The sequence below is a fragment of the Pseudomonas sp. PME37.24/006 genome (genome assembly GCF_055556635.1).
Map to the genome: position 1 here is coordinate 991,496 of NZ_JBVHNL010000004.1, position 13,493 is coordinate 1,004,988.

The 13,493-nt window shown below is 63.1% G+C and carries 12 protein-coding genes; 4 read left to right on the forward strand and 8 right to left on the reverse strand.

Annotated features, from left to right (window positions below; genetic code table 11):
- Positions 1 to 682: 682 nt before the first annotated feature.
- The 3 genes from ACZ3GY_RS20615 to ACZ3GY_RS20625 form a co-directional block, all read right to left on the reverse strand.
- Positions 683 to 1,306 carry a response regulator gene (locus tag ACZ3GY_RS20615; RefSeq protein ID WP_465911800.1) on the reverse strand — a complete coding sequence of 208 codons (624 nt, stop codon included), beginning with the start codon at positions 1,304 to 1,306 and terminating at the stop codon, positions 683 to 685.
- Complete coding sequence (locus ACZ3GY_RS20620; protein WP_465911801.1) at positions 1,303 to 2,043, reverse strand: sensor histidine kinase; 741 nt, start codon at positions 2,041 to 2,043, stop codon at positions 1,303 to 1,305. Before ACZ3GY_RS20620 ends, ACZ3GY_RS20615 begins: the two co-directional genes overlap by 4 nt.
- A 687-nt stretch (positions 2,044 to 2,730) precedes the next feature.
- The gene (locus ACZ3GY_RS20625; protein ID WP_225836427.1) at positions 2,731 to 3,927 is read right to left on the reverse strand and encodes a class I SAM-dependent rRNA methyltransferase; all 1,197 of its coding nucleotides are present in this window, start codon (positions 3,925 to 3,927) and stop codon (positions 2,731 to 2,733) included.
- 297 nt (positions 3,928 to 4,224) lie between these two features.
- On the opposite strand from ACZ3GY_RS20625, the gene ACZ3GY_RS20630 reads away from it, so the two are divergent.
- The 4 genes from ACZ3GY_RS20630 (at position 4,225) to ACZ3GY_RS20645 (ending at position 8,301) form a co-directional block, all read left to right on the forward strand.
- Positions 4,225 to 5,037, forward strand: coding sequence for an HDOD domain-containing protein (locus ACZ3GY_RS20630; protein ID WP_463565969.1), 813 nt, complete (start codon positions 4,225 to 4,227; stop codon positions 5,035 to 5,037).
- 80 nt (positions 5,038 to 5,117) lie between these two features.
- A complete protein-coding gene (gene mutM / locus ACZ3GY_RS20635) occupies positions 5,118 to 5,930 on the forward strand; it encodes a bifunctional DNA-formamidopyrimidine glycosylase/DNA-(apurinic or apyrimidinic site) lyase (protein ID WP_463563123.1) in 813 nt (270 codons plus the stop codon).
- 116 nt (positions 5,931 to 6,046) lie between these two features.
- The gene (locus ACZ3GY_RS20640) at positions 6,047 to 6,388 is read left to right on the forward strand and encodes a multidrug transporter (RefSeq protein ID WP_463563124.1); all 342 of its coding nucleotides are present in this window, start codon (positions 6,047 to 6,049) and stop codon (positions 6,386 to 6,388) included.
- 95 nt (positions 6,389 to 6,483) lie between these two features.
- Positions 6,484 to 8,301 carry a Na/Pi cotransporter family protein gene (locus ACZ3GY_RS20645; RefSeq protein WP_465911802.1) on the forward strand — a complete coding sequence of 606 codons (1,818 nt, stop codon included), beginning with the start codon at positions 6,484 to 6,486 and terminating at the stop codon, positions 8,299 to 8,301.
- Between the two features lie 12 nt (positions 8,302 to 8,313).
- Here the strand turns inward: ACZ3GY_RS20645 and ggt are convergent, their stop codons facing one another.
- The 5 genes from ggt to ACZ3GY_RS20670 all read right to left on the reverse strand — a co-directional run bounded on the left by ggt (position 8,314) and on the right by ACZ3GY_RS20670 (position 13,479).
- Complete coding sequence (gene ggt, locus ACZ3GY_RS20650) at positions 8,314 to 10,005, reverse strand: gamma-glutamyltransferase (protein ID WP_465911803.1); 1,692 nt, start codon at positions 10,003 to 10,005, stop codon at positions 8,314 to 8,316.
- A gap of 2 nt (positions 10,006 to 10,007) precedes the next feature.
- Positions 10,008 to 10,259 (reverse strand): YfhL family 4Fe-4S dicluster ferredoxin, encoded by a 252-nt coding sequence (locus ACZ3GY_RS20655; protein WP_463563126.1) that lies wholly within the window; start codon positions 10,257 to 10,259, stop codon positions 10,008 to 10,010.
- Between the two features lie 152 nt (positions 10,260 to 10,411).
- On the reverse strand, positions 10,412 to 10,894 hold the full coding sequence (coaD, locus tag ACZ3GY_RS20660; protein WP_463563127.1) for a pantetheine-phosphate adenylyltransferase: 483 nt from the start codon (positions 10,892 to 10,894) through the stop codon (positions 10,412 to 10,414).
- Positions 10,895 to 11,017: 123 nt separating this feature from the next.
- Positions 11,018 to 12,445, reverse strand: a complete 1,428-nt coding sequence (locus tag ACZ3GY_RS20665; protein WP_465911804.1) for a coniferyl aldehyde dehydrogenase — start codon at positions 12,443 to 12,445, stop codon at positions 11,018 to 11,020.
- Between the two features lie 11 nt (positions 12,446 to 12,456).
- On the reverse strand, positions 12,457 to 13,479 hold the full coding sequence (locus ACZ3GY_RS20670) for a hydrolase (protein ID WP_465911805.1): 1,023 nt from the start codon (positions 13,477 to 13,479) through the stop codon (positions 12,457 to 12,459).
- Between the last annotated feature and the right edge of the window lie 14 nt (positions 13,480 to 13,493).

The following is a 13,493-nucleotide window of genomic DNA, read 5'->3' on the forward strand; positions in this document are numbered from 1 at the left end:
CACTTCCCTGAGCAGCGATTCCTTACTGGCCAGTGCTTCGCGTAGGGCCAGGACGATCATGTCCAGCTCGTACTCACAGGTCGACAGCAGCGCCACCAGGCGTTTGCCTGCCTCGCGCTCGGTGTTGCCGCCTATGCTGTTCTGGATGCGGGTTGCCAGTTGGGCAAAGCGTTCGCTGAGGGCGCTGATGGATTCTTCGGTGTGGCTGCGAGCCGTCTGGATTTGCTGCGACCAGAGCGGCAGCGTTTGCTCACACAAATGGCCGAGGTTGTCGACTTCGCTTGGCGCGGGCGTTTCGTGAGCTTGGGGGAGCTGTTGCACGGAGGCATTGCCTGGCAACGCCAGAATCGCCACCGCACCCACCACAATCAGGCCGGCCAATGCGGGCAGCGTACCCAGTGTTCCCTGGCCAACCAGTATTACGGCGGCGCTGCCGATGACCAGAATCAGCAAGGGGGCAATCAGGTGATGGATTCGCTCGCGCACTTCTTTGCTCCGCGGTGGGCTGGGATCAGGCTCCACGGAACGGGGATCGGCGGGGGCTTCCTGCGCAGTGACCAGTCATTCCTTTGGACGCCCGCAGCATGCATTAACCTTCTTTGCTGAAGGCATCAGGGTTTACTGGTTTATTGGCGCCAAAATTCTTGCAAAGAGCTAAGGATATTCTTATCTTTTGTCGGATTCAGGAAAGGGTTGAGGCGAACTTGATCAAGTCTGCGTTGCTGGAGAAAGACATTTTCTCCATCAGATTAATCTTATGTGTGCTGACCGTTTTATTGCTGATCATCAACTGCTCCGCAATGTGATTCACGCTCAGGCCTCCGGCAAGTAGCCGCATGATCTGGAACTCTCGGTTGGTGAGGCTGTCGAGCCCGCTACGGGTGGACGGTTTGAGGCTGCTCAACGCGATGGGCTCGATCAGTTCGGGGTCGATGTAGCGGGCGCCAGCGCTGACTTTTCTCACCGCATCAATGAGCACTTCCGGTGATTGGCTCTTGGTCAGGTAACCGCCGGCTCCGCAGCGCAGCACGCGCATGGCGACCTGGGGATCGCTGTGCATGCTCAGCACCAGAATCGGCAGGGCCGGATGATGGTGGTGGACGCGTGTGATCAAGGCTTCACCGCTCAGGCCGGGCATGCTGATGTCGAGCAGTAGCAGATCCACCTTGGTGGTGCGCAGGCGTTCCAGGGTTTGCGGTCCATCGGCTGCTTCTGCGGCGATGTGGACGTCGTCGTAAAGCTCGAACAGGCGCTTCAGCCCTTCGCGCATGATCATGTGGTCGTCTGCGATCATCAGGTTGATCATGGCTGGAGTCCTTGAGAGCGAGGTTTTACCGGGAATATCGCCTGCACGATGGTTCCCTGGCCGGGGTGGCTGAAGATGATGACTGGCCCGCCGAGGCGCTTGCCGCGCTCGCGCATGCCAGACAGCCCGGTTGAATCCGGCAGGGTATCGCTGAGAGTGAAACCGCAGCCGTCGTCGGAGATCTCCAGTACGTAATCGTTGTCGCGGCGCTCGAGGCTGACGGCGGCCCAGCCTGCGTTGGCATGCCGCACGATGTTGGTCAGCGATTCCTGCACGATCCGGTACAGATGCGAAGCCTGCTCCGGTTTCAGGTCGATCGGTTTGGCCGGCAGGCTGCAGCGGCAGGGGATGCCAGACAGTCGCTTGAAATCCTCGGTAAGGTTTCGCAGGGTATTTTCCAGATCATGTCGCAGACGCCCGATGGGGCCCCCGAACTGTACGTCGCGTATGGCATTGATGGCACTGTGAGAGATGCTGATCAAGTGCAGGATCTGTTCGCTGAGATCCGGGCGCTCGCGCTTCAGGTGAATGCGCAGCACGCCCAGTCCCTGCTGCAATGCGGTCAGTTGCTGGCCCAGTTCGTCATGCAGTTCACGGGCTATGCGCTTGCGTTCCTGCGCTCTTGCCATGGCATATAGCTTGGCCTGGCGCTTGCGATGTCGGGCCGCATCGGTGTCCTTGTTTTGCTGCGTTCTGCTTTGGCTGCACTGCTGGGAGAGCATCGTTGCGTCGTTCACGTGGGCTCTTCTCTATTTTTATGACGGGGTACCGCGCCTCAGTCACCGGAACGTATGCACTGTGGTGGGTCGGTCTCCGGTACGGCAGAGCTGGCAAGAAGTAGCGTGAGCGACGCGCCCAGTAATGGCGTGTGCGTTTACCTGCTACCAACCCGGCGTGAATCATTCCCAGAGGCGCGTTCGTGTCATGCATCACACCAGACTTGGCCATGCGCGAAAGCAGATATCGCTGTCGCACCCGCCACACGAGTGTGGGCTGGCCTTGTTTGCGCCTGCCAGGTAAGCGTGGGCCGTGCTGTCAGCAGTTTTTGCTGGCACATGTTTGCCCACTGCGATCACTGGCGTGTGCAGGAGGTGGTGCGAGCGCCGTGACGATCAAACGTCGGGCGTTGCGAGAAGAGGAGTAGATCATCTGGCTATGAACTCTGTGCTGCTGAGAACTTAGCATATCGTCCGCGCCGCTCGTGATAACAGAGGAAGATGCATCATCACGTAAATCCGGGCGTTTCAGATCTGCCCAGTGCAGACCGCAGTCGAGCGCGAGGGTTCGACGAGCCCCGGCCACCCACTGTTGGCGTAGGCTGTCTTCGACGCAGAAGACAGCCCTGTGCGCAGTGGTTCGCCACTCAAGTGAGGCCAGATTGCACGTGACACGTGCTCTGCCCGCTACAGCCGGCAGGGCTGCTATCAGCTATTGGGCAGCAGGCGCACGGTCATGCTCTTGATGTAACGGGTTTCGCCAATGGCCGGATGCACCGGGTGATCCGGGCCCTGGCCGCCGCGCTCGAGCAGTTGGATGTTGCGATCCAGATGGCGAGCGCTGGTCAGCAGGATGTTCTGCAGGTTGTCTTCTTCCAGGTGCATCGAGCAGCTGGCGCTGACCAGGATGCCGTCCTTGTTGAGCAGGCGCATGGCGGTTTCGTTGAGGCGGCGGTAGGCGGCCTCGCCGTTCTTGATGTCTTTCTTGCGCTTGATGAAGGCGGGTGGGTCGGCGATCACCACGTCGAAACGCTCTTCGGCCGACTTGAGCTCGCGCAGGGCGGCGAACACGTCACCTTCCACGCAGGTCATCTTCTCGGCGAAGCCGTTGAGCGTGGCGTTACGCTCGACACCGTCGAGTGCGAAGGCCGAGGCGTCCACGCAGAACACTTCACTGGCGCCGAACGCCGCAGCCTGCACGCCCCAGCCCCCGATATAGCTGAACAGGTCGAGCACGCGTTTGCCCTGCACATAGGGCGCCAGGCGGGCACGGTTCATGCGGTGGTCGTAGAACCAGCCGGTCTTCTGGCCTTCGATCACCGGCGCTTCGAACTTCACGCCGTTCTCTTCCAGGGCGACCCACTCCGGCACCACGCCGAACGCGGTATCCACATAGCGCTCGAGGCCTTCGGCGTCGCGTGCGGCAGAGTCGTTCTTGAGCAGGATGCCGCTGGGCTTGATCACCTGGATCAGCGCAGCGAGTACGTCATCCTTGTGGCGCTCCATGGTCGCGGAGGCCAGTTGCACTACCAGGATGTCGAAGAAACGGTCGACCACCAGACCCGGCAGCAGGTCGGAGTCGCCGTACACGAGGCGATAGCAGGGTTTGTCGAACAGCCGCTCGCGCAGGCTCAAGGCCACGTTGATGCGGTGCACCAGCAGGGATTTGTCCAGCACGTGCTTGACGTCACGGGACAGCAGGCGGGCGCAGATCAGGTTGTTCGGGCTGACGGCGACGATGCCCAGCGGCTTGCCGCCTGCCGCTTCGAGGATCGCCTGGTCGCCCGCCTCGAAGGCGTTGAGCGGCGTGACGGCCACATCGATCTCGTTGCTGTAAACCCACAAATGGCCGGCGCGCAGGCGTCGGTCGGCATTGGCTTTCAGGCGCAGGCTGGGCAGGGACATGGTGGGCTCCGTCGTAAAAAACGCGCATTCTAAACGAGCAGCCCGTCGGGTGCTCGGTGGCAGGTGAAAAAGCTGGCAGCAGCGGATCGGCTTTGTCCCGGTGCTCGGCCTGTTCTATGTCGCTTGGCCTTTTTGTTTAGCCTTTATCGATGACCGGTATATTTACTCTGTAACCGCCGGGCAAAAGTCATCTGCCACAGGGTAAACTGTGCGCTCCATCACCTTTCATGCCCCGCCGCCCCTATGGAAAAAGAACTCTCCGCCGAGCAGATCCAGACGTTTCTGCAGGGCATCAGCGTGCCGCCGCAACCGCAGATCATGGTTGATCTGCAGTTCGAGCAATACATGCCCAACCCGGATCTCAAGGCCATTGCGCGGCTGATCAGTCAGGATCCGGGGCTTTCCGGTGCCTTGCTGAAGATCGTCAATTCGCCGTATTTCGGCCTGGCCAACCGCATTGGCTCGATCCAGCGAGCGGTCAATCTGCTGGGCAGCCGCTCGGTGATCAACATGGTCAACGCGCTGTCGATCCGCGGCGAGATGACTGACGACACCATCGTCACCCTCAACCGCTTCTGGGATACCGCCCAGGATGTCGCCATGACCTGCCTGACGCTCGCCAAGCGCATCGGCTACGAGTCCGTGGACGAGGCCTATACCCTGGGCCTGTTCCACAACTGCGGCATTCCGCTGATGCTCAAGCGCTTTCCCGATTACATGACGGTGCTCGAAGAGTCCTACGCCAGTGCGAGTGCCGAGCGCCGCATCGTCGACACCGAGAATCGCCTGCTCAATACCAACCACGCGGTGGTCGGCTACTACACGGCCAAATCGTGGAACCTGCCTCTTCATCTGTGTGATGCCATCGCCAATCATCACAACGCTCTGGCCATCTTTGCCGATGACAACGATCGTGATGCACAACTGAAAAACCTGCTGGCGATCCTCAAGATGGCCGAGCACATCTGCCGCAGTTATCAGGTACTGGGCAACCAGAGTGAAGATCACGAGTGGCAGAGCATCGAGCCGCTGATCCTCGATTATGTCGGGCTCTCCAATTACGACTTCGAGAGCCTGCGCGAGAGCATTCGCGACCTCGGCGCCGCCTGATCCGCCCCGCGCCCGACAGTTGACGTCACGACCTGGCAGCCCCTAGGGTGCTGCCTTGCCACTCTGCTGAAGTAGCCGCCATGCCTGAATTGCCAGAAGTCGAAACCACTCGCCGTGGTATCGCGCCCCACCTCATCGGTCAGCGCGTCAGCCGAGTCATCGTCCGTGAGCGTCGCCTGCGCTGGCCGATCCCCGAAGATCTCGATGTGCGCCTGTCCGGCCAGCGTATCGAGGCGGTTGAGCGCCGCGCCAAGTACCTGTTGATCAAGGCCGAGGTTGGTAGCCTGATCAGTCACCTGGGGATGTCCGGCAATCTGCGCCTGGTCGAGGTCGGGTTGCCTGCGGCCAAGCACGAGCATGTCGACATCGAGCTGGAGTCGGGGCTGGCGCTGCGTTACACCGACCCACGGCGCTTTGGCGCGCTGCTGTGGAGCCTGGCTCCGCTGGAGCATAAGCTGCTCGCGGGGCTGGGGCCGGAGCCGCTGACCGATCTGTTCGATGGCGAGCGCCTTTATCAGCTGTCCCGCGGCAAAGCGGTGGCGGTCAAGCCATTCATCATGGATAACGCCGTGGTAGTCGGGGTGGGCAATATCTATGCGACCGAGGCGCTGTTCGCCGCGGGCATCGATCCGCGCCGTGCCGCCGGCACCGTGTCGCGGGCGCGGTACGTGCGCCTCGCCCACGAGATCAAGCGCGTGCTGGCCCACGCCATCGAGCGCGGCGGCACCACCCTGCGTGATTTCGTCGGCGGCGACGGCCAGCCCGGCTACTTCCAGCAGGAGCTGTTCGCTTACGGTCGCGGCGGCCAGTTCTGCAAAGTCTGTGGCAGCACGCTGCGTGAGGTGAAGCTGGGCCAACGGGCGAGCGTGTATTGCTCGAAATGCCAGCGATAGCTCAATTCGTCAGGAGATGCGACCAGTTGCTCAGCGATTGACGGCCATCACGCTGACAATTGCCAGAGCGCTGTTATAGTTAGCGCATCGTCCGTATATCTTCGAAGGATCGTCCCATGAAACTGTTTCGCTCTTGCGCTGCTGTTCTGGCGCTGACTGCCGCCTCCCTGGCGCTGACCGCCAACGCGCAAGAGGCGCAGCAGAATGCCAGCGGCGACCCGCTCTACACCGTTCAGGCCCCGGATGCCTTCTCGATGATCGGGGATCTGCTAATCGCCCGCCCACTGTTGATCGGTGCCACGGCGATCGGTGCTGTCGCCTTCGTCATCGCGCTGCCGTTCTCGGCTGCCGGCGGCGGTATCGGCGCGGCGGGTCGCGCGCTGGTGGTCGAGCCCGGCAAGGCGGCTTTCGTCCGCTGCCTGGGTTGCACCGGTGATGGTTACAACCAGCGCCAGTAATCGCTGAATTACCAAGCGGCCCCTGACTCTTACAGAGTCAGGGGCCGTTTTCGTTTGCACGCAGGCAAAAGGAGATGCCATTGGGCAATAGATCGATGCTGTTCATTTTGCCACTGGTGGCGCTGGGGCTAGGCCTGTCGTTCTGGTTTAGCGCGCCCTGGACGCAGCTCTGTGCCGGGCTTGCACTGTTTCTGTTCGGCATGCAGTGCCTGGAGGAGGGGCTGCGACAGCTTGCCGGCAGCAAGCTGGAACAGTTGCTCGGGCGCAGTACGTCGACACCCTTGAGGAGCCTGCTGTTCGGTGTGGGCGGCACCTTCCTGTTGCAGTCCAGCACCCTGGTGTCGCTGCTGACCATCGCCTTTATCAGCACCGGGCTGATTCAACTGGCCGGTGGCATCGCCATCCTGTTTGGTGCCAACCTCGGTGCCACCAGCGGCATCTGGTTGCTGGCCATGGCTGGGCAGAACCTCAGCCTGTCGCCGCTGGCCCTGCCGCTGCTGGTTTTCGGCGTGCTGGCGAGTTTTCTGGGGCCGCGCAGCAAGGCTGCCGGGCGTATCGTGCTCGGTATCGCGTTCATCTTTCTTGGTATTGATCAGATCAAGGACGGTTTCGCCAGTTTCGGCGACGGCCTGGATCTGACCGCCTATCAGGTGCAGGGCATCCTTGGCAGCCTGTTGTTCGCGACCATCGGCCTGCTGGTGACGGTGGTGCTGCAGTCCAGCCACGCCACGCTGATGCTGACCCTGGCCGCGCTAGCCGGGGGCCAGCTGGAACTGAGCCAGAGCGTGGCCATCGCCATTGGTTCGAACATCGGCAGCAGCGTTACCACCGCATTCGTCGGCTCCCTTGGCGGTAACCGCAGCGGCCAGCGCCTGGCGCTGGCACACGTGCTGTTCAACGTAGTGACCGGTGTGCTGGCGTTCGTGCTGCTCGGCCCGCTGGCCTGGCTGGTGCATGCCATCGCCGGGCTCGTCGGCCTGGGCGACAACCCGCTGATCCAGCTGGCCATGTTCCATACCCTGTTCAACGCCATGGGCGTGCTGCTTTTCTGGCCTTGGCAGCGCCAGTTGGCGAAGCGGTTGACGCGCTGGCTGCCGGATCGCCAGGAGCCCAAGGTACTGATCACCGAGTTGGATCCCACCCGGGAGCCGGAACGCACCAAGGCGCGTTACCTGAACGAGCGTGCCCTGGACTCCGCCGATGCGGCGGCTGGTGCAGTGGTGCAGGAGCTCGGTCACCTCGGGCGCCTGAGTCTGGAGGTAATCTGCCACGCCCTCTACCTGCCGGTGGATCAGTTGGCCAGGGCTCGCGTCGAACCGGCGCTGTTGCAGGCGCCGCCTGAACGCTTCCACTTCGATGCCGAGGCCCTGTACCAGCGCCATATCAAGGGCGTGTATGGCGATCTGCTGAGTTTCATGGGGCGTCTCGAGCAGCCGCTGGACGAGCAGCACCAACAGTTCTGGATTGCTTGTCAGGTAGCAGCGCTGCAACTGGTGGATGCGGTGAAGGATGCCAAGCACCTGCAGAAGAATCTCGGCTATTACCTCGAGGCCGAGCCGTCGGCAGCCCGGGATGCCTACGTGGAGCTGCGCGGGCATCTGCTCACAGCGCTGCACGAGGTGCGTGAGCTGGCGCGTTCAACGCTGGACGAAGAACCCTGGCTCGCACACCTGGATGCGCTGGACGCCAAGGCGGGGCGTTTCGATGGTGATTTTCGACAGCGTCTGTTCGCCCAGGTACGCAGCGGCCTGCTCGATGGCCTGCAGACCAGCTCGCTGATGAACGATCTGGGTTATGCCAGCCGGATCATCCAGAGTCTGCGCAACGCTCTGATGATCGGTGCGCAGCAGCCCTTGCTGCGTGAGCTTCGGCAATTGGGCAGTCAGGAGGCGTCGTCCATCGTCACCGAGTGACAGGGGCGCCGGTCAGCGTGGTTGCACGTCGCTGCTGCCAACCCCGCGTGGATCGCTGGCCGCCTCCACCGCCCCGGTGGTCTTGTTCCAGCGCAGTACCTGCTGATTGCCGTATGTCCGCTCCAGCGCCTTCAGGCTGTAGCCGCGCGCCTGCAGGTCGGCGATCTGCGCGGCGCTGAAAGTCTGCGGTTCGTGTTCGATGACGTCCGGCAGGTACTGGTGGTGATAGCGCGGTACCGCCGGCCAGCGCTCGATGGGCTGGGCATCGAGGTACTCGAGGATCGACAGCAGCACCATACTGGGAATACGGCTGCCGCCTGGTGTGCCGAAGCTGGTGAATTCGCTGGGACTTTCCACGAAGGTTGGGCTCATGCTCGACAGCGGCCGCTTGCCGGCGGCGATGGCATTGGCGTGGCTGCCGGCCAGACCGTAGGCATTGGCGCCAGCCAGATCAGCGGCGAAGTCGTCCATTTCATCGTTGAGCAGCACGCCGGTGCCGGGCACGGTGAAGGCGGCGCCGAATGGCAGGTTGATCGACAGGGTGGCGCTCACCGCGTTGCCGCTGGCGTCCAGTACGGTGAAGTGGGTGGTGTGGTCGCCTTCTTTCCAGGTACCGGCGGGCGGCAGTTCGTTACTCGGCGTGGCCCGCTGCGGATCGATGCTGTCGCTCAGGCGTTGCAGGTAGTCCGGGTTGAGCAGGCTGGCGGTAGGGCTGTCCACGAAATCCGGGTCGCCCAGCAGGCCGCGGTCGCGGTAGACGCGGCGCAGGGTTTCCACTACCAGATGGCTGCGCTGTACCGGTTCTGCCTCACGCCACGGCAGGTGCTGCAGAATCAGCAGGCTCTGGGCGATAGCCAGGCCGCCGGCAGAGGGTGGCGGTGCACTGATCAGCTCGCGGTTTTCGGCCAGCGGTACACGGATGGGTTGGCGCTGCACGGTTCGATAGTTGGCCAGATCCTGCAGCGTCCAGATCCCACCCGCAGCGCGCACGCCGGCTACCAGCCGCTCGGCTAGCGGCCCGGCGTAGAAGCCATCGCGGCCTTCACGCGCGAGCGTCAGCAGGGTATCGGCCAGTTCCGTTTGGCGCAGCAGCGTGCCTTCTCTGGGTACCGTTCCGTCGTCCAGAAACAGCCGCGCGGTTTCGGCATCGTCGCGCATGGTTGCCAGGCGCATCTCGGCACGCTCGCGATACACGCGGTCGACCGGGAAGCCTTCGCGGGCGAGGCGGATGGCTGGGGCCAGGCTGTCGCGCAACGGCAGGCGGCCGTGTCGCTCGGCCAGCTCGACCAGCGCCGCAGGTAGGCCCGGAATGGCTGCCGCGAGCGCACCATCGCGGGACAGCGCCGCCTGCACCTGCCCATCGCGTCGATAGAGGTCGGCATGGGCAGCGCCAGGCGCGCGTTCGCGGGCGTCGAGAAAGTCGTAGCTGGCGTCGGCGTTGCGCAGCAGGAAGAAACCACCGCCGCCCAGTCCAGAGCCATAAGGCTCGACCACGGCAAGGGCTGCACTGATGGCCACGGCGGCATCGAAGGCGTTACCGCCCAGCGCCAGGGTTTCCCGACCGGCCACGGTGGCAGCGGGATGCGCTGTGGCGATGGCGCTGCGCCCGGGCTGTTCGCTGGCCTGCAGACCAAGGCTGCACAGCAGGAGCAGCGCGCTGAACAGCGCCGAGATAGCGTGCTGGCCGCAAGGAGAGCGGCGCACCCTCAGGCCTTGCCGGTGAGGATCTGGTACTTCTCCAGCAACTGCTCCTTGCTCTCGACGTTGTTTTCGTCGAGGGGAATGCAGTCCACGGGGCAGACCTGCTGGCACTGAGGCTCATCGTAATGGCCCACGCATTCGGTGCACAGGTTGGGGTCGATCACGTAGATCTCCTCACCCTGGGAGATCGCCGCGTTCGGGCACTCAGGTTCGCAGACGTCGCAGTTGATGCAATCATCGGTGATGATCAGGGACATGAAAGGCAAGCTCCTGCCGGGCCACTGGCCGCGACACATTCAAACAGGAATGCGCGATTGTGCCGGATTGTCGCCGTCAGCGCACGCTTGGGCGCCGTACGGAGTGACGCCCCTGCGCAGCGTGTGGGATTACCCGCGCGCTGCTCCCTGGATCACTGTGCCTTGAAGCGTTCGGTCAGGGCTTCGGCCACGGCGGGGTGGACGAATTTGGTGATGTCGCCACCCAGGTTGGCAATTTCCCGCACCAGGGTGGAGGAGATGAACGAGTACTTCTCCGACGGGGTGAGAAACAGGCTTTCCACCTCCGGTGCCAACTGGCGGTTCATGTTGGCCAGCTGGAATTCGTACTCGAAATCCGAGACCGCGCGCAGGCCACGCAGAAACACGTTGGCACCTTGTTCCTTGGCAAACGAGGCCAGCAGCGTGGAGAAGCCGATGACTTCCACGTTCGGCAGGTGTTTGGTGACTTCCCGAGCCAGCTCCACACGCTGCTCCAGGGGGAACAGGGGGTTCTTCTTCGGGCTGGCGGCCACGGCAATGACCACGGTATCGAACAGGCGCGCCGCGCGCTCGACCAGATCGCCGTGCCCCTTGGTAATGGGGTCGAAGGTGCCTGGGTATAACACTCGATTCATCGTGACGTCCTGGCGGAATGCCGTTGGGGAGTCGGATGGTAGCGCAGCAAGCCAGCGTGGGCCAAGTCGAGGCCCGGCGAGGGGCTGCGGATGTGGGCGTTAATCGCGCTGCCTGGCTGCCGCTCAGCGGATGAACAGCTTGTAGACTAGCTTCTGCAGCGCCTTGCCATAGGGCGGGTAGATCAGCCTGGCGGTGTTGAAACGCTGCTTGATGAGCACGCCTTTGGCCTTGCTGAAGGTGAGAAATCCTTCGTGGCCGTGATAGTGGCCCATGCCCGAGGCGCCGATACCGCCGAATGGCATATCGTCCTGAGCGACATGCAGCAGGGTGTCGTTCAGGCATACGCCACCGGAGTGGCTGTGGTGCAACACGTGTTGCTGCTCGCGGCGGTCGTAGCCGAAGTAGTACAGGGCAAGTGGCCGTGGGCGCGCGGCGATGTACGCCAGCGCGTCGTCGAGCCGGTCGTAGGGCACGACTGGCAGCAGCGGGCCGAAGATTTCGTCCTGCATCACTAGCATGCTGTCGTCGACATTCAGCAGCAGGCTATGGGGCATGCGCCGATCCGCGCACTCGGCGGCCAGAGGAATTACCATCGCGCCCTTGTCACGGGCGTCGGCCAGATAACCGAGCAGGCGCTGCTGCTGGCGTGTGTTGATGATGCTGGTGTAGTCGGGGTTGCCCTCGACCTGTGGATAAAAGCGCTGCACCGCACGGCGATAGGCATCGACGAAGCCCTCCACCCGCTGGCGCGGTACCAGCACGTAGTCGGGGGCTACGCAGGTCTGCCCGGCGTTCAGGGTCTTGCCGAAGGCGATGCGTTCGGCGGCATGCTCCAGCGGTACGTCAGCGGAGACAATGGCGGGGGATTTACCTCCCAGTTCCAGGGTCACCGGAGTCAGGTTCTCGGCGGCGGCGCGCATCACATGGCGGCCGATGCTGGTGGCACCGGTGAACAGCAGATGATCGAAGGGCAGCTTCGCGAAGGCCATGCCGATCTCGGCTTCGCCGAGCACCACGCTGACCAGGTCTTCCGGGAAGATGCCCGCCAGCATCTCCTTGAGGCGCTGCGACGTTTGCGGGGTGGCCTCGCTGAGCTTGAGCATCACCCGGTTGCCGGCGGCCAGGGCACCGACCAGCGGGGCGATAGCGAGAAACAGTGGGTAGTTCCACGGCACGATGATGCCTACCACCCCCAACGGCTGATAGATCACCCGTGCCGAGGCCGGCATGAAGGGCAGGCCGACACGCCGCCGCGAAGGCTTCATCCAGCGGCTCAGGCGTTTGCGCGTATAGCGGATGCCATGCACGGTAGGCAGCATTTCGGCGAGCAGGGTTTCATCGGCGCTACGATTGCCGAAATCCTCGCTGATGCAGCGAATCAGCTCATCCTGCTCGCTGAGCAAGCGTGCCTTGAGGTTGTCGAGCCAGGCGATGCGCTGGTCGGCCGAGGGCATGGGGTTGGCCTGGAAGGCCTCGCGCTGGGCCTGAAAGCGCTGTTGCAGTGCGTCGATTTGCTGCTCGCGCTGCATGAAACCTGGGTTGTCGGCCATACCTGGCTCCTCTACGAACCGATCGGGGTGGAGGATCTGGGCTGGATATTCTGATCCATCGCCAGTAACCATTGCGGAATCCGCCGCTCCAGGTAATAACCGGGCTGGCGCGCCGTGCCGTCGACGAAGCCGACGTGACCACCCTTGGCATGCAGTTCGAAAGTGATGCAGGGCGCCAGCTCATCGGCCTCGGGCAGGCTGTGGGGATATACGAACGGGTCGTCGCTGGACTGGATCAGCAGTGTCGGCGTCTGGATGCGCCCCAGGTAATAGCGGCTCGAGGAGCGACGGTAGTAGTCGTCGGCGTTTTCGAAGCCGTGCAGCGGCGCGGTGATGCGGCCGTCGAAATCCCAGAAAGTACGCATGCCGTCCAGCGGGCCGAGCTTTTCCAGGATCGACAGGCGGTCTGCCTGGCCCTGATGGGCGAACAGGCGCTGCTTGTCCTTCACGTAGGCGACCATGGCACGCATGAAATGGGCCTGATACACCCGCGAGAAACCCACGCCGATGCGGTCTGCACACTGATCGAGACGAAACGGTACCGACACCGCCGCAGCGCCCTGCAGGTCGCTTTCAGCGCCGCTCTCGCCGAGGTACTTGAGCAACACGTTGCCGCCCAGCGAGTAGCCCACTGCATAGAGCGGCGCCATGGGCCGTTTGGCGCGCAGGTGGCGTACGGTTTCGGCAAGATCTTCGCTGGCGCCGGAGTGATAGCCGCGCGGCAGCAGGTTGGGTTCGCCGGAGCAGCCCCGCCAATTGAGCGCCACGCTGGCCCAGCCCTGGGTGGCCAACTGCTGCTGGAGGCCGAGTACGTAATGGGAGCTCGATGAGCCGGTCAGGCCATGTAACACCAGCACCAGCGGGGTATGGGCGTCGTGAGGGCCGTGCCAGTCGAGGTCGAGAAAGTCGCCGTCCTCCAGCCACAGGCGCTCGCGCTCGCGCTGCAGGGCGGGGGCTCGTCGACCCAACGAGCCCCACAAGGTTTGCAGATGAGGGCCAGGTAACCACCAGGCTGGGGAGAAGTCATTGGCCATTACAGCCCTCAAGG